Source organism: Wenjunlia vitaminophila DSM 41686 (genome assembly GCF_000380165.1).
Classification (GTDB): Bacteria; Actinomycetota; Actinomycetes; order Streptomycetales; family Streptomycetaceae; genus Wenjunlia; species Wenjunlia vitaminophila.
The window spans coordinates 96795-111824 of sequence record NZ_KB904653.1 but is presented as its reverse complement, the minus strand read 5'-3'; the positions used below and the strand labels follow the sequence as shown (position 1 = coordinate 111824).

Here is a 15030-nt window from a genome sequence, read left to right as displayed (position 1 = left end):
ACGGACCGGGGCGGTGGTTCCGGCGGGGCCGCCGGTGTGGGTGTCGTCTCACGGAGTGGTGATGCGCCGCCGCACTGAGGTCGGCTCTCTACACTTAACAGAGTGATCTCCCGAATCGATCTGCGTGGTTCCACCCAGGACCCGCGTGACCTGCTGCCCCGTGCCGAGCTCGACGTCGAGGCCGCCCTGGAGAGGGTGCGGCCGATCTGCGATGACGTGCGCCATCGCGGCACCGCGGCGCTGATCGAGTACGCGGAGAGGTTCGACGGCGTCCGACTGACCGAGGTCCGCGTTCCGCGTCGGGCCCTCACCTCGGCGCTGGACGAGCTCGACCCGAAGGTGCGGGCCGCGCTCGAGGAGTCCGTCAGGCGGGCCCGGCTGGTCCACCGGGACCAGCGGCGCACCGACACCACCACCACGGTGGTGCCCGGCGGCACGGTCACCGAGCGTTGGGTTCCGGTTACCCGGGTTGGTCTTTATGTACCCGGCGGCCAGGCGGTCTACCCGTCGTCGGTGGTGATGAACGTGGTCCCGGCGCAGGAGGCCGGGGTCGCCTCCATGGCCGTGGCCTCCCCGCCGCAGCGCGCGTTCGGCGGGCTGCCGCACCCGACGATCCTGGCCGCCTGCGCCCTGCTGGGGGTGGACGAGGTCTACGCCGTCGGCGGCGCCCAGGCCGTGGCGATGTTCGCCTACGGCACCGCCGAGTGCCCCCCGGTCAACCTGGTCACCGGCCCGGGGAACATCTACGTCGCCGCGGCCAAGCGCCTGCTCAAGGGGCGCATCGGCATCGACTCCGAGGCCGGGCCCACCGAGATCGCCATCCTCGCCGACCACACCGCGGACCCCCGGTACGTGGCCGCCGACCTGATCAGCCAGGCCGAGCACGACACCCTGGCCGCCGCCGTGCTCGTCACCGACTCGCCGGCCCTCGCCGACGCGGTCGAGGCCGAGCTGAAGGAGCAGGTGGCGGTGGCCAGGCACAGCGGGCGGATCACCGAGGCGCTGGCCGGGCGGCAGTCCGGGATCGTGCTGGTGGACGACGTCGAGCACGGCCTGACCGTGGTGGACGCCTACGCCGCGGAGCACCTCGAGGTGATGACCGCCGACGCGGCCGGGGTCGCCGCCCGGGTGCGCAACGCGGGGGCGATCTTCGTCGGCCCGCACGCCCCGGTGTCGCTCGGCGACTACGCCGCGGGGTCCAACCACGTGCTGCCCACCGGCGGCTGCGCCTGCCACTCCTCCGGCCTGTCCGTGCAGTCCTTCCTGCGCGGCATCCACGTCGTGGACTACACCCGCGAGGCCCTGGCCGAGGTCGCCCACCACGTCGTCACCCTCGCCGAGGCGGAGGACCTGCCGGCGCACGGCGCCGCGGTCACGGCCCGGACCGGCAGCGGCGAGGTGTCCGGCCGGTGACCCGCATGGACGACCTGCCCATCCGTGACGAGCTCCGCGGCAAGGCCCCGTACGGAGCCCCCCAGCTCGACGTCCCGGTGCGGCTGAACACCAACGAGAACCCCTACCCGCTTCCGGAGCCGCTGGTCGCCAGGATCGTCGAGCGGGTCACCGAGGCGGCCCGCGGCCTCAACCGCTACCCCGACCGGGACGCCGTCGAACTGCGCGAGGCGCTCGCCGGCTACCTGACCCGGACCACGGGTCACCCGGTCGCCAGGGAGAACGTCTGGGCGGCGAACGGCTCCAACGAGGTGATCCAGCAGCTCCTCCAGGCGTTCGGCGGCCCCGGCAGGACCGCGCTCGGCTTCGAGCCCTCCTACTCCATGCACGCGCTGATCTCCAGGTCCACCGGCACCGGGTGGCTGTCCGGGCCCCGCCGGCCCGACTTCACCCTGGACCTGGCCGCCGCCACCGAGATGATCGCCGAGCGACGACCCGACGTGGTGTTCGTCTGCTCCCCGAACAACCCCACGGGCACCGCGGTGGAGGTCGGGACGGTCCTGGCCCTGTACGACGCGGCGCAGGCGGCCAAGCCGTCGCTGGTGGTGGTGGACGAGGCGTACGTGGAGTTCTCCCACCAGGACTCGCTGGTGCCGCTGCTGGCCGACCGGCCGCACCTGGTGGTCTCCCGTACGATGTCGAAGGCGTTCGGCGCCGCCGGGCTGCGCCTGGGCTACCTCGCCGCCGACCCGGCCGTGGTGGACGCCGTCCAGTTGGTGCGCCTGCCGTACCACCTGTCCGCGGTGACCCAGGCCACGGCGCTGGCCGCGCTGGAGCACACCGACACCCTGCTGGGGTACGTGGAGCAGCTCAAGGAGGAGCGGGACCGGCTGGTCACCGAGTTGCGGGCGCTCGGCTGCGAGGTGACAGACTCGGATGCGAACTTCGTCCAGTTCGGCCGGTTCGACGACAGCCACGCGGCCTGGCGGACCCTGCTGGACCACGGTGTCCTGGTCCGGGACAACGGCGTTCCGGGTTGGCTGCGGGTGTCCACCGGCACCCCGTCCGAGAACGACGCGTTCCTCGAAGCGGTACGCGCCCTGAAGAAGGAGAGTTGAGCGACCGTGACGCGCGTGGGCCGGGTGGAACGCACCACCAAGGAGACCTCGGTCCTGGTTGAGATCGGCCTGGACGGCACCGGGCGGGTCGACGTCTCGACCGGCGTCGGCTTCTTCGACCACATGCTGGACCAGCTCGGTCGGCACGGTCTGTTCGACCTGACCGTGAAGACCGACGGCGACCTGCACATCGACACCCACCACACGATCGAGGACACCGCGTTGGCGCTCGGTGCCGCGTTCCGCCAGGCGCTGGGTGACAAGCGGGGCATCCGGAGGTTCGGCGACGCCTCGGTGCCGCTGGACGAGTCGCTGGCCCAGGTCACGGTGGACCTCTCGGGCCGCCCCTACCTGGTGCACCGCGAGCCGGACGGCATGGCCCCGATGATCGGCGCCTACGACACCACCATGACCCGGCACATCCTGGAGTCGTTCGTGGCGCAGGCCCAGGTCGCCCTGCACGTCCACGTCCCCTACGGACGCAACGCCCACCACATCGTCGAGTGCCAGTTCAAGGCGCTCGCTAGGGCGCTGCGCCAGGCCGCCGAGCCGGACCCGCGGCAGACCGCCATCCCGTCGACGAAGGGTTCCCTGTCATGAGCGGCGGCGGTGTCGTCCTGATCGCGTTGGGCCTCTTCCTCACCGGCGGGGTGGTCTCCTTCGCCAAGCAGAAGATGCCGAAGAGCCTGATCGTGCTGCTCGGCATCGGCGCCGCGATGGCCCTGGGCGCCGGCGCGATGTGGCTGTAGCCCTGCCCGTCCCCGTTCCGGCGGGGTCCTTTCGTTCCCGAGGGGGCCGGAGAAGATGAGCAAACGGGTAGTCGTGTTCGACTACGGTTTCGGAAACGTCCGCTCCGCCGAGCGGGCCGTGGCCCACGTCGGCGCCGACGTGGAGATCACCTCTGACTTCGACGCGGCGATGGACGCGGACGGACTGCTGGTCCCCGGGGTGGGGGCGTTCGCCGCGTGCATGCGCGGGCTCACCGAGGCCCGCGGGGACTGGATCGTCGGCCGGCGGCTGTCCGGTGGGCGCCCGGTGCTCGGCATCTGCGTGGGCATGCAGGTCCTGTTCACCCGCGGGGTGGAGCACGGGGTGGAGACCCCGGGCTGCGACCAGTGGCCGGGCACGGTGGAACCGCTGCGTGCCCCGGTCGTCCCGCACATGGGCTGGAACACGGTCAAGGCCCCCGAGGGCTCCCGTCTCTTCGCCGGTCTCGACGCGGACACCCGGTACTACTTCGTCCACTCCTACGGAGTCCGCTCCTGGGAGCTGGAGCCCTCCGAGCACCTCCGCCCGCCACTGGTGACCTGGAGCACCCACGGCGAGCCGTTCGTCGCGGCGGTGGAGAACGGGCCGCTGTGGGCCACCCAGTTCCACCCCGAGAAGTCCGGCTCCGCCGGAGCCCAGTTGCTGCGCAACTGGCTCGACACCCTCTGACCCGGTCCGACCCCGAACGGCAGCCCGGGTCCCGGAACGAGTCCGGGTCCTGGGCGAGACCCACCACCCGCAAGCACCGCCCCAGCCCCCGGAGACCTTGCCCATGAGCAGCAACCGCCTCATCCTCCTGCCCGCCGTCGACGTCCGCGACGGCCAGGCCGTGCGACTCGTCCAGGGCGAGTCCGGCACCGAGACCGGGTACGGGGACCCGCTCGAGGCCGCCCTCGCCTGGCAGTCCGCGGGCGCCGAGTGGGTCCACCTGGTGGACCTCGACGCCGCGTTCGGCACCGGGGACAACCGCGAACAGCTCGCCGAGGTGGTGGGCCGGCTCGACGTGCGGGTCGAGCTGTCCGGCGGCATCCGCGACGACGACTCGCTCAAGGCGGCGCTCGCCACCGGCTGCGCCCGGGTCAACCTGGGCACGGCGGCGCTGGAGTCCCCGGACTGGGTGCGCGGGGCCATCGCGGAGTACGGCGACCGGATCGCCGTCGGCCTCGACGTGCGCGGCACCACGCTGCGCGGCAGGGGCTGGACCAGGGCCGGCGGCGACCTGTACGAGACGCTCGCCCGGCTGGACGCCGACGGCTGCGCCCGTTACGTGGTCACCGACGTGGCCAGGGACGGCACCATGACCGGCCCCAACCTGGGCCTGCTGCGCGACGTGTGCGCCGCCACCGACCGTCCCGTGGTGGCCAGCGGAGGCGTCTCCAGCCTCGACGACCTGCGGGCGCTGGCCGAGCTGGTGCCGCTGGGCGTGGAGGGCGCCATCACCGGCAAGGCGCTGTACGACCAGGCGTTCACCCTCACCGAGGCCCTGGAGGCGGTGTCGCGATGACCACGAGCCCCGGACGCCGGGTCCCGGCAGAACCGCCCTGGGGGGACGCCTACGGTGCCTCGCGGGCGGTCGAGGCGGGCGACTTCGTGTTCGTCTCCGGCTGCACGGCCCTGACCGGGGGCGGGGTGCAGCACGAGGGGGACCCCTACTGGCAGGCCAGGACGGCCTTCGGGGTGGGGCTCGACGCGCTGCGGGAGTTCGGCCTCGGGGTGGGTGACGTGGTCAGGACCCGGATGTACCTCACCCACGCCCGCGATCTCGAGGCGGTCGGCCGGGCCCACCTGGAGCAGTTCGGGGCGCAGCGCCCGGCGGCCACCCTGCTGGTGGTCTCGGGTTTCGTGGACCCCCGCGTGCTGGTGGAAGTCGAGCTGGAGGCCGTGCGCCCCAGCGGCGGGCGGCCGGAGCCGGTGCCGGCGGGCCAGGCCGACACAGCAGGCCAGGCCGACACGGCCGACACAGCAGGCCAGGCCGACACGGCCGGCCCGGGGGACCGGGCGGAACCAGGAGACCGGACATGAGCGTGGCCGTGCGGGTCATCCCCTGCCTGGACGTGGACGGCGGCCGGGTGGTCAAGGGCGTCAACTTCCAGAACCTGCGGGACGCCGGCGACCCGGTGGAGATGGCGAAGGTCTACGACGCCGAGGGCGCCGACGAACTGGTCTTCCTGGACATCACCGCCTCCTCCGGCGACCGGGAGACCACCTACGACGTGGTGCGCCGCACCGCCGAACAGGTGTTCATCCCGCTCACCGTGGGCGGCGGGGTGCGCACCGCCGAGGACGTGGACCGGCTGTTGCGGGCCGGCGCGGACAAGGTCGGGGTGAACACCGCCGCCATCGCCCGCCCCGAGCTGGTCCGGGAGATCGCCGAGCGGTTCGGGCGCCAGGTGCTGGTGCTCTCGGTGGACGCACGGCGCTGTCCGCCGGGCACGGTGACCCCCTCCGGGTTCGAGGTCACCACCCACGGCGGGCGTCGGGGGACCGGCCTGGACGCGGTCGAGTGGGCGGCCCGCGCCGCGGGGCTCGGCGCGGGGGAGATCCTGCTGAACTCCATGGACGCGGACGGCACCAAGGACGGGTACGACACCGAGATGATCAAGGCCGTGCGGGCGGAGGTCGGCGTGCCGGTGGTCGCCTCCGGGGGTGCCGGGCGGCTCGAGCACTTCGGCCCGGCGGTGGCCGCCGGCGCCGACGCGGTGCTGGCCGCCAGCGTGTTCCACTTCGGGGAGCTGCGGATCACCCAGGTCAAGGACGCGCTGCGGCAGACCGGGTACCTGGTCCGCTAGGGCCTGTCTGATGAGTGGCGCCGTCCGCCCGGAGGGCGGGGGTCGCGGCGTCTGGTGCGTGCGATCGCAAGGCGGGGGGTCGTCCTCGTACTGGGCCGTACATGGACGATCCCGACAACGCAGCGAGCGTGCGTGCCAGGCGTCACGACCCAGGCGGGATTCATCAGACAGGCCCTAGCCAGCCAGCCCCCACAACGGTGTCGGGGGTCAGCCCCCCGGGGCCGCCGCGGGGCCGGCCAGCTCAGGCCGCGGGCCGGCCGGCCGCCCGGCGTCGGTCGGGGCGGGGTCCGCGGCGGCGGGCTCCGGGGCGGCTGGCTCCGGTGTGGGCCCCGGCTCCTGCTCCCCGTTCCACGGGTCCGCGCCGGCCGCGTCCGTGGGGCCGGCTGCCGGCCGGCCGTCGCCCCTGCTCCACAGCCTGGCGTAGTGGCCGCCCAGGGCCAGCAGTTCCTCGTGGGTGCCGCACTCCACCACGCGCCCCCGGTCAAGGACCGCTATCCGGTCCGCCCCCCGCACCGTGGACAACCGGTGGGCGATGGTCACCGTGGTGCGGCCCCGGGCCAGGGCGTCCAGGGCCTGCTGGACCTGTTGTTCCGTCTGGTTGTCCAGCGCGCTGGTCGCCTCGTCGAGCACCAGCACCGGCGGGTCCCGCAGCAGGGTCCTGGCGATGGCCAGCCGCTGCTTCTCCCCGCCGGAGAAACGGTGGCCGCGCTCGCCCACCACCGTGTCGTACCCCTGCGGCAGCTCCGCGATCCGGTCGTGCACCTGGGCGGCCCGGCACGCCGCGACCAGTTCCTCGTGGGTGGCGTCAGGCTTGGCGAAGCGCAGGTTGTCGGCGATCGAGGCGTGCAGCAGGTACGTCTCCTGGGACACCACGCCCACCGCGTCGGCGACGGTGTCGAAGGACAGGTCGCGCAGGTCCGTGCCGTCCAGGGTGACCCTGCCGCTGGTCGGGTCGTGGAGCCGGGCGGCGAGCAGCGCCAGGGTGGACTTGCCGGCGCCGGTGGTGCCCACCAGGGCGAGGCTGCTGCCCGGGGGGACCCGCAGGGTGACGTCGTTGAGGACCGGTGGGTCGTCCGGGCCGTGCCGGAAGACCACGTGCTCGAAGGCGAGCTCACCGCGGATGCCGTCGCGCGGCACCCGTCGGGCGTCGGGCCTCTCGGTCAGTTCCGGCCGCTGGTCCAGGTACTCGAAGACCCGGGCGAACAACGCCAGGCTGCTCTGGACCTGCACCTGCATCCGCAGCAGCGCCATGGTCGGTCCGAAGAGGGCGTTCTGGAGGGTGACGAAGGCGACGATGGTGCCCACCGAGATCAACGCGTCCCCACCGGCCACGGTCAGCCCGGCACCCCAGTAGATGGCGGACGGGATCACCGACATCACCATCTGGATGGACGCGTGCCGCCAGCGCCCCGCCATCGAGGAGCGGACCTCCAACTCGGCCAGCTCGTGCGACTGCCGGGTGAACTCCTCGACCAGCCCCGGGCCCCGTCCCATGGTGCGGCCCAGCAGGATGCCGCTGATCGACAGCGACTCCTCCACGCTCGCGGTGAGCAGCGCCACCTTCTCCTGGCGCCGGCGGGTGATCCTGCGGCGTTCCCTCCCCACGCTGCGGCTGATCCACACGAAGCCGGGGAACAGCACGAGGGTGATCAGGGAGAGCCGCCAGTCCAGGGCGAACATCGCCACCACCGTGGCGACGACGGTGGTGGCCGAGGAGACGACGGTGGTGGCGGTGTTGGTGACGAACGCCTGCATGCCGCCGATGTCGTTGGCGATCCGGGACTGGATCTCACCGGTCCTGGTGCGGGTGAAGAAGCCCAGCGACAACGACTGGAGGTGGCTGTACACCCGCACCCGCAGGTCGTGCATCACCCGCTGGCCGACGGTGGTGGAGATCAGCGTCTGCACCACGGTGAGCGCGTTGCTCACCACCGAGACGGCGATCATGCCCAGGGCCAGGGCGGACAGCAGCCCGGTGCGGCCCTGGGGGATGGCGGTGTCCAGGATCTCCCGCAGCATGAAGGGGGACGCCAACGAGACCAGCGAGGTGACCCCGATGAGGACGAGCACGAGCCCCAGCCGGCCGCGGTAGGGGGTGAAGAGCCGGGCGATCCGGCGCAGTTCCGCGGGGTGCTGGGGCTCGGCCGGCACGGGGGAGTGCTGCGACGCGGCGGGTCGCCCAACCTCGTGCCGGCCCCCGTCGGTGCCGCTCGCCGTGCTGGTCACATGCCCAACATCGGCGCCGCCAGCAGTCTGGCGATGGTCTCCTTGTCGCCCTCGGTCTTCACGTCGGCGTGAGAGGTCCGCCCGAAGGCGAAGAGCAGCAGCTCGCCGGGCTCCCCGACGACCGTGACCACAGGGGCGCCCTTGTGGGCGACCGCGGTCTGCCCGTTGGTGCGGCGCAGCACCAGGCCGACCGGTGTCTTGCGGGCGAGGATGCGGGCGGTGCTCTCCAGCCGCTTCCACAGGGCGTCGGCGAAGACCGGGTCGATCTCCCGGGGCGTCCAGTCCGGTTGGGCGCGCCGGACGTCCTCGCTGTGCACGAAGAACTCGCCGGTGTTCGCGGCCTCGTCCACCTGCTTCAGGGCGAACGGCGAGAGGCGCGGCGGTCCGCTGCGGATGAGCTGGAGCAACTCGTCGTACGGGCGGGCGGCGTACTCGGCCTGGACCCGGGCCATCCGCGGGGCGAGGGCCTTGACCAGCACCCCGCCCATGACGTCGCTGCGACGCTCACGCACGACGACGTGCGCGGCGAGGTCACGGGTCCGCCAGCCGTCGCACAGGGTGGGCGCGTCGGGCCCGGCACTCTCCAGCAGGTCGGCGAGGAGCAGGCGTTCACGCTGGGCATGAGTCGACATGTGTTCCAGCGTACGGCCGGTCGCCGACCTACCCCATAGAGCCACCCCAGGATCACTTGAGCGGTGCGGTGAGTTTCTTCCCGCCGGGCTTGTCGCTGAGGGTGAGCGAGCACGACGCCGAGCGCACGCCGGTGTCGTAGGTGGACAGCACGGGACTGAGGACGTAGGTGTAGTAGCTCCGCCCGTCCCCCTGCCGGTTTGCGGCGTTGTTCCACTGGGTCTGGCAGAGCTTGGTGGCCTTGGTGGTCACTGCCTTGTCCGAGGAGAAAGCACCCGAAAGAGCGACGGTGCCGATCACTTCGGCGTCGTGGCGCTGGTTGCAGGAGACCTTCTTGATCGTGTCGATGCCCGTGGTGAGGCTGGGCGTGTTGAAGCACTCGCCCTTCTTGAGCGAGACGTACGGGATCGAGCTGGTGTCCGTGCTCGGCTCGGGGCTCCGCGTCAGGTCCTCGAGGTCGTCGAGGATGTCCGGGTCGAAGCTGAAGGTCGGCAGGTCGCTGATGTCCACGCTGGGCACCGGATAGGTGGGGAACATCGACGGGTCAAGCGTCGGAGTCCAGTCCGGGGACGCGGAGGACGACGCCGAGGCCGACGGGGAGGAGGAGGCGGAGGACGACGGCGAGGGGCTGGAGGTCGTCTCGCCCCCGTCATCGTCGTCGCTCCCGGCGAACGCGACCACCCCGCCCACGGCCAGGGCGACGACCACGACGGCGGTCACGGCGACCGCCACGGCCCTGCCCCGTCCGCGGCCGTTCCCGCCCGGCGGGGGCCCGCCCGGTCCACCGGGCCCGCCGTACCCCCCGTAGCCGCCCGGTCCCCCGTACCCGCCCGGTCCGCCGTAGCCCCCCGGGGGCTGGCCGCCGTAGCCGCCGACCGGCGGGGGCGCCGTCGGGTGCTGCCCCGGTATCCCGTCCGCTGCCGGGCCGAAGCCCTCCGGGGGCGGCCCGAACGCCCCGCCCCCGGAGGGCGGCGGCGGGGTCTGACCCCCCGGCGGCTGGCCGGTCGGGGGCTGGTCACCCGAGAAGGGGCCCGGTGCGGGCGGGGGAGAACTCATGGTCGAAGTTTGCACCTAACGGGTGACGGTGACGGCGGTGTGGAACCAACTCGTGACGCAGTGCGAACAATTGTTGCAGAGCCCGGTTGCCGGGCGGAGAGCCCCCCGGCCGGGACCGTTCCCCGGACCGGCACAATGGGGTCATGCCTGCGCGTCCCTCATCGCTTGACCCGTCCGTCGCCGCCCGCCTCAAGCGCGACGCCCAGGGCCTGTTCCCCGCCGTCGCCCAGCAGTACGACACCGGTGAGGTGCTGATGGTCGGCTGGATGGACGACGAGGCACTGCACCGTACCCTCACCACCGGGCGGTGCACCTACTACAGCCGCAGCCGCCAGGAGTACTGGGTCAAGGGGGACACCTCGGGGCACGTCCAGCGGGTGAGGTCGGTCGCGCTGGACTGCGACGGGGACACCGTACTGGTCAAGGTGGACCAGGTGGGCGGCGCCTGCCACACCGGCGACCGGACCTGTTTCGACGCGGACCAGCTCACGCTGGGCGCCGCGGACTAGGCTGGCCGGCCATGACCACGGGCAACGTCACCCCCGACCTCGAGTCCTTCCGCAAGCTGGCCCGCGACCGGCGGGTCATCCCGGTCACCCGGCGTTTCCTCGCGGACGGCGACACCCCGGTCGGCCTGTACCGCAAGCTCGCCGGGGAACGCAGCGGCACCTTCCTCCTGGAGTCGGCGGAGAACGGCCGTTCGTGGTCGCGCTACTCCTTCGTGGGCGTCCGCAGCTCGGCCACCCTGGTGGAACGCGACGGCCAGGCGCACTGGCTGGGCACCCCGCCGGTGGGCGTGCCCACCGGCGGCGACCCGCTGGCCGCGCTGCGCGCCACCCTGGAGGCCCTGCACACCCCCCGTGACCTGGACGGGCTTCTCAAGCTGCCGCCCTTCACCGGTGGCCTCGTGGGTTACCTCGGCTACGACGTGGTGCGCCGTCTCGAACGGCTGCCCGACCTGGCCGACGACGACCTGGCGATCCCCGAGCTGACCATGCTGCTCGCCTCCGACCTCGCGGTCCTCGACCACGTGGACGGCACGGTGCTGCTGATCGCCAACGCCATCAACCACAACGACCTGGACACCGGCGTGGACGCCGCCCACGCCGACGCGGTGGCCCGGCTCGACGCCATGACCGCCGACCTGGCCAGGCCCGCCGACACCACCCCCACGGTGTTCGACGCCGACCACGTCGCCGAGTGCACCGTCCGCTGGGGCGGCCCCGCCTACCAGGCCGCCGTGGAACAGGTCAAGGAGCGGATCAGGGCCGGCGAGGCGTTCCAGGTGGTGCCCTCACAGCGGTTCCAGACGCCCTGCTCGGCCAGCGCCCTCGACGTCTACCGGGTGCTGCGCACCACCAACCCCAGCCCCTACATGTACCTGCTGCGCCTGGACGGCTTCGACGTGGTGGGCTCGAGTCCCGAGGCGCTGGTCAAGGTCGAGGACGGCCGCGCGCTGCTGCACCCCATCGCGGGCACCCGGCGCCGTGGGGCCACCCCCCAGGAGGACGCCGACCTCGCCACCGAGCTGCTGGCCGACCCCAAGGAACGCGCCGAGCACCTGATGCTGGTGGACCTGGGCCGCAACGACCTGGGCCGGGTCTGCGCCCCCGGCACCGTCGAAGTGGTCGACTTCATGTCGGTCGAGCGCTACAGCCACGTGATGCACATCGTCTCCACCGTCGTCGGCCAGGTCGCCGCCGGTCGGACCGCGTTCGACGTGCTCACCGCCTGTTTCCCCGCCGGGACCCTGTCCGGCGCGCCCAAGCCGCGGGCCATGCAGATCATCGAGGAACTGGAGCCGACCCGCCGCGGCCTCTACGGAGGCTGCGTCGGCTACCTGGACTTCGCCGGCGACTCGGACACGGCCATCGCCATCCGCACCGCCCTGCTCCGTGACGGCACCGCGTACGTCCAGGCCGGCGCGGGGGTGGTGGCGGACTCCGACCCCGTCGCCGAGGACACCGAGTGCCGGAACAAGGCGGCGGCGGTGCTCGGGGCGGTCGCCCGGGCATCCACCTTCGCGCCGGCGACCACGACGGAGACCAGGTGAGCCCCATGACCCAGCCCCCAGCCCCGCGGGACACCGGGGAGGACGGCGCGCCCGACGCCGCGCCGACGGCCACCGCCACCGTGGTGCCGCGCGGCGGACCCGACCCCGGGCGCCCCGACGGCGGGGCCACCGGCCCCGACACCGGCCGTGACCAGGCCGCGGCCCAGGAGCCGCTTCGGCCCCCCGCCCCCCGCCGCACCATCGCCGCCGCGCTGCTGCTGGGCGTCAGCGGGGCGGCGCTGGTGCTGTACGCGGTCAGCCGGACCTGGGCCGAGGGCGAGGTGGCGGTGCGGTTCGGGCAGCAGACCCTGCTGTCGGTGTCCGCACGGGGCAGCGACGTCACCGCGGTCCCCGGCGCACTGGCCCTGGTGGGCCTCGCCGCGCTGGTGGCCGTGTTCGCGGTGCGGCGCACCGGCCGGGTGCTGGTGTCCGCGCTGCTCGCCCTCTCCGGCGCGGTCACCGTCGCCACCGCGGTGCTCGGCGCCGCCGACTCCTCCGCCCTGGACGACGACGCCGCCCAGGCCTCCGGGCTCTCCGACGCCACCGCCGTGGAGGTCACCCACACCGCCTGGCCCTGGGTGGCCGCCGCCGGCGGGGCGCTGCTGCTCCTCGCCGGCCTGCTGGCGCTCGCCAAGGGCAGGGACTGGCCCGGGATGTCCAGCCGCTACGAGGCGCCCGGTGGTGCGCGGGCCCCCCGCCGGGCCGCCCGTGCCGAGGGCCAGGACCGTTCCGCGGACCTGTGGCGGGCCCTGGACCGGGGCGAGGACCCCACCGACCAGTGATCCGCCCCCCGGGTGACGGCGCACCGCCGTCCGGAGGACAATGAAGACGGGCCCCACCGGGCCACCGAAGGAACGACAAGGAGCAGTCATGTCGGCAAGCGCCCATGGACACACCCCCGCCGCATGGACCGGTGTGACCATCGCCTTCATCGGTTTCTGCGTCGCGGGCGGCGCCGTGGTGATGACCAACCTGCCGCTGATGTGGGCCGGTTTCGGAGTGGTCCTGCTCGGGGGTGTCGTCGGCAAGGCCATGCAGATGGCGGGGATGGGCAAGACCCCGCCGAACGCGCCGCTGCGCGCGCAGGCCCCTGCCGGAGGGTCCGCGAGCCCGTCCGGCGGGGACCGGGAGCACGCGGACGAGGAGCGTTCCGCGGGGGAGTCACGCGACGAGTCCTCGGTGCGCTGACCCCCGGACCAGGCACCACCCCGGGCGCGGTACCCATGGCGGGTGCCGCGCCCGACGCGTCCAGGGGGTGCCCGGCGCGGGACACCGGGGGACAATCACCAGGTGACCCGAACGTCGGCCGACCCCCTCGCCGGGCGGGCCACCCCGGCCCACCGGGTGTGGCCCCCGCTCGGTGTCCTGGCCGCGGCGGCGGCCGCGGTCGCCCTGGTCGGCGTGGTGGACCCGCACGAACCCGGCCACTACCCGGTCTGCCCCCTCTTCAGGGCCACCGGGATCTCCTGCTTCGCCTGCGGCGGGCTGCGCGCCGTCCACGCCCTGGCGCACGGTGACCCCGCGGCGGCGTTCGGGGACAACGCCCTGGTGCCGCTCGCCCTGGCCGGCGGCGCCGCGCTGTGGACCGCGTGGCTGGTCAACGCGGTGCGCGGGCGGGAGACGGAGGTACGTTTCCGGCCGTTGTACGCCTGGCTGCTGGGCGCCGTCGCCCTGAGTTTCATGATCGTCCGGAATCTGCCGTTCGGGGCGGGGCTGGCCCCATAGCGGTTCCTGCACTTGTCCGGAGTTGTCCACCCCGCGGGACCCGCGGTGCCCGATGAGCGACCCTCGACCGGAGGTGGATACCATCGCCTTGCGTGACCGGAACCGTCCGTCGACGCGGTTCGGTACCGGAAGCGCCCCGTGTCTTCCACAGAAGGGGTCCCTCGCGTGAGCGTGCTCGACGAGATCATCGACGGAGTCCGCGCCGACCTCGCCGAGCGCCAGGCCCAGGTCGGGATCGACGAGCTCAAGGCCAGGGCCGCGTCGGCGGCCCCCGCCAAGGACGCGGTGGCCGCGCTCAGCGGGGACGGCGTCAAGGTCATCTGCGAGGTCAAGCGGTCCAGCCCGTCCAAGGGCGCGCTGGCGGCCATCGCCGACCCGGCCGGCCTCGCCGCGGACTACGAGGCGGGCGGCGCCGCAGTGATCAGCGTGCTGACCGAGCGCCGCAGGTTCGGCGGTTCGTTGGCCGACCTCGAGGCGGTGCGGGGCCGGGTGGACATCCCCGTGCTGCGCAAGGACTTCATCGTCACCTCCTACCAGCTCTGGGAGGCCAGGGCGCACGGCGCCGACCTCGCGCTGCTCATCGTGGCCGCGCTGGAGCAGCCCGCGCTGGTCTCCCTGATCGAACGCGCCGAGTCGATCGGACTCACCCCCCTGGTCGAGGTCCACGACGAGGACGAGGCGAAGCGCGCGCTGGACGCCGGCGCCAGGGTCATCGGGATCAATGCCCGGGACCTGCGGACGTTGGAGGTGGACCGCGGCAACTTCGCCCGGGTCGCCCCCGTCCTGCCCGACGGCGTGGTCAAGGTCGCCGAGTCCGGGGTGCGCGGCCCGCACGACCTGATCGCCTACGCCAACGAGGGCGCGGACGCCGTGCTGGTCGGCGAGTCCCTGGTCACCGGCAGGGACCCCAGGGCGGCCGTGGCGGACCTGGTCGCGGCCGGCGCCCACCCCGCGCTGCGGCCCGGTCGCGACTGACCGCGACGCGCCGCCCCGGACGACGCTAAGCTGCGCCCATGCGCACCTGGGCCTCCCCGCACCACCGGCCGGGCACCGTCCCGGCCCGGTCGGGGCACCCCCGCGCCCGTTCCAGCCGGTCCCACGCGAGCCGCGACCCCTGGGCCGCGCTGCGTCCCGGCTGCCGTCCCCGTGGTTGCCGTGCTCCCGCACGCCGGGTGCTCGGCCGTCGGGTCCGGTACGTGTTCGGTCCCGAGCCGGGGCAGGTCCAGGGCAGGCGATGGCGTCTCCGCTGACCCAGCGGACCACCCATCCCGCC

The 15030-nt window shown here is 73.5% G+C and carries 17 protein-coding genes and 1 pseudogene; 15 read left to right on the top strand and 3 right to left on the bottom strand.

From position 1 onward, the window contains the following. Window positions 1–102 precede the first annotated feature (102 nt). From hisD to hisF, 8 genes and pseudogenes are all read left to right on the top strand, one after another. Entirely contained in the window at window positions 103–1413 is a 1311-nt protein-coding gene (gene hisD / locus A3IG_RS0106690; RefSeq protein WP_018382774.1) for a histidinol dehydrogenase, read from the top strand. Next, window positions 1410–2510, top strand: a complete 1101-nt coding sequence (locus tag A3IG_RS0106685) for a histidinol-phosphate transaminase (protein ID WP_018382773.1) — start codon at window positions 1410–1412, stop codon at window positions 2508–2510. Before hisD ends, A3IG_RS0106685 begins: the two co-directional genes overlap by 4 nt. 6 nt (window positions 2511–2516) lie before the next feature. Then, the gene (gene hisB / locus A3IG_RS0106680; RefSeq protein ID WP_026219967.1) at window positions 2517–3110 is read left to right on the top strand and encodes an imidazoleglycerol-phosphate dehydratase HisB; all 594 of its coding nucleotides are present in this window, start codon (window positions 2517–2519) and stop codon (window positions 3108–3110) included. After that, a complete protein-coding gene (locus tag A3IG_RS34500) occupies window positions 3107–3259 on the top strand; it encodes a hypothetical protein (protein WP_018382771.1) in 153 nt (50 codons plus the stop codon). Before hisB ends, A3IG_RS34500 begins: the two co-directional genes overlap by 4 nt. 55 nt (window positions 3260–3314) lie before the next feature. Next, window positions 3315–3947 (top strand): imidazole glycerol phosphate synthase subunit HisH, encoded by a 633-nt coding sequence (gene hisH, locus A3IG_RS0106670; protein WP_026219966.1) that lies wholly within the window; start codon window positions 3315–3317, stop codon window positions 3945–3947. Window positions 3948–4050: 103 nt separating this feature from the next. Beyond that, complete coding sequence (priA, locus tag A3IG_RS0106665; protein WP_018382769.1) at window positions 4051–4782, top strand: bifunctional 1-(5-phosphoribosyl)-5-((5-phosphoribosylamino)methylideneamino)imidazole-4-carboxamide isomerase/phosphoribosylanthranilate isomerase PriA; 732 nt, start codon at window positions 4051–4053, stop codon at window positions 4780–4782. Beyond that, window positions 4779–5165: pseudogene (locus A3IG_RS28785) on the top strand (RidA family protein); the annotation flags it as partial. The gene priA and the pseudogene A3IG_RS28785, both read left to right, overlap by 4 nt. Window positions 5166–5296: 131 nt before the next feature. After that, on the top strand, window positions 5297–6067 hold the full coding sequence (gene hisF, locus A3IG_RS0106655) for an imidazole glycerol phosphate synthase subunit HisF (protein ID WP_018382767.1): 771 nt from the start codon (window positions 5297–5299) through the stop codon (window positions 6065–6067). 207 nt (window positions 6068–6274) lie between these two features. On the opposite strand, the gene A3IG_RS0106650 is transcribed toward hisF, so the two are convergent. The 3 genes from A3IG_RS0106650 to A3IG_RS35665 all read right to left on the bottom strand — a co-directional run bounded on the left by A3IG_RS0106650 (window position 6275) and on the right by A3IG_RS35665 (window position 9979). Next, window positions 6275–8218, bottom strand: a complete 1944-nt coding sequence (locus tag A3IG_RS0106650) for an ABC transporter ATP-binding protein (protein ID WP_104530679.1) — start codon at window positions 8216–8218, stop codon at window positions 6275–6277. Window positions 8219–8289: 71 nt separating this feature from the next. Further along, a complete protein-coding gene (locus A3IG_RS0106645) occupies window positions 8290–8925 on the bottom strand; it encodes a TIGR03085 family metal-binding protein (RefSeq protein ID WP_018382765.1) in 636 nt (211 codons plus the stop codon). A 52-nt stretch (window positions 8926–8977) separates the two neighbouring features. Next, the gene (locus tag A3IG_RS35665; protein WP_157862251.1) at window positions 8978–9979 is read right to left on the bottom strand and encodes a septum formation family protein; all 1002 of its coding nucleotides are present in this window, start codon (window positions 9977–9979) and stop codon (window positions 8978–8980) included. Window positions 9980–10122: 143 nt separating this feature from the next. Here A3IG_RS35665 and hisI point away from each other — a divergent pair, with 143 nt between their 5' ends. The 7 genes from hisI to trpM all read left to right on the top strand — a co-directional run bounded on the left by hisI (window position 10123) and on the right by trpM (window position 15007). Next, a complete protein-coding gene (gene hisI, locus A3IG_RS0106635; protein WP_018382764.1) occupies window positions 10123–10488 on the top strand; it encodes a phosphoribosyl-AMP cyclohydrolase in 366 nt (121 codons plus the stop codon). A gap of 11 nt (window positions 10489–10499) precedes the next feature. Next, a complete protein-coding gene (locus tag A3IG_RS0106630; protein ID WP_018382763.1) occupies window positions 10500–12032 on the top strand; it encodes an anthranilate synthase component I in 1533 nt (510 codons plus the stop codon). Window positions 12033–12232: 200 nt separating this feature from the next. After that, complete coding sequence (locus tag A3IG_RS0106625) at window positions 12233–12814, top strand: TIGR02234 family membrane protein (protein WP_026219965.1); 582 nt, start codon at window positions 12233–12235, stop codon at window positions 12812–12814. Window positions 12815–12902: 88 nt separating this feature from the next. Continuing rightward, window positions 12903–13220, top strand: a complete 318-nt coding sequence (locus A3IG_RS35940; protein ID WP_078500102.1) for an HGxxPAAW family protein — start codon at window positions 12903–12905, stop codon at window positions 13218–13220. A gap of 102 nt (window positions 13221–13322) precedes the next feature. After that, window positions 13323–13757 carry a DUF2752 domain-containing protein gene (locus A3IG_RS0106615; protein WP_018382760.1) on the top strand — a complete coding sequence of 145 codons (435 nt, stop codon included), beginning with the start codon at window positions 13323–13325 and terminating at the stop codon, window positions 13755–13757. A 165-nt stretch (window positions 13758–13922) separates the two neighbouring features. Further along, window positions 13923–14732, top strand: coding sequence for an indole-3-glycerol phosphate synthase TrpC (gene trpC, locus A3IG_RS0106610; protein WP_018382759.1), 810 nt, complete (start codon window positions 13923–13925; stop codon window positions 14730–14732). A 38-nt stretch (window positions 14733–14770) separates the two neighbouring features. Then, window positions 14771–15007 carry a tryptophan biosynthesis modulator TrpM gene (gene trpM, locus A3IG_RS35935; protein ID WP_078500100.1) on the top strand — a complete coding sequence of 79 codons (237 nt, stop codon included), beginning with the start codon at window positions 14771–14773 and terminating at the stop codon, window positions 15005–15007. Window positions 15008–15030: the final 23 nt, after the last annotated feature.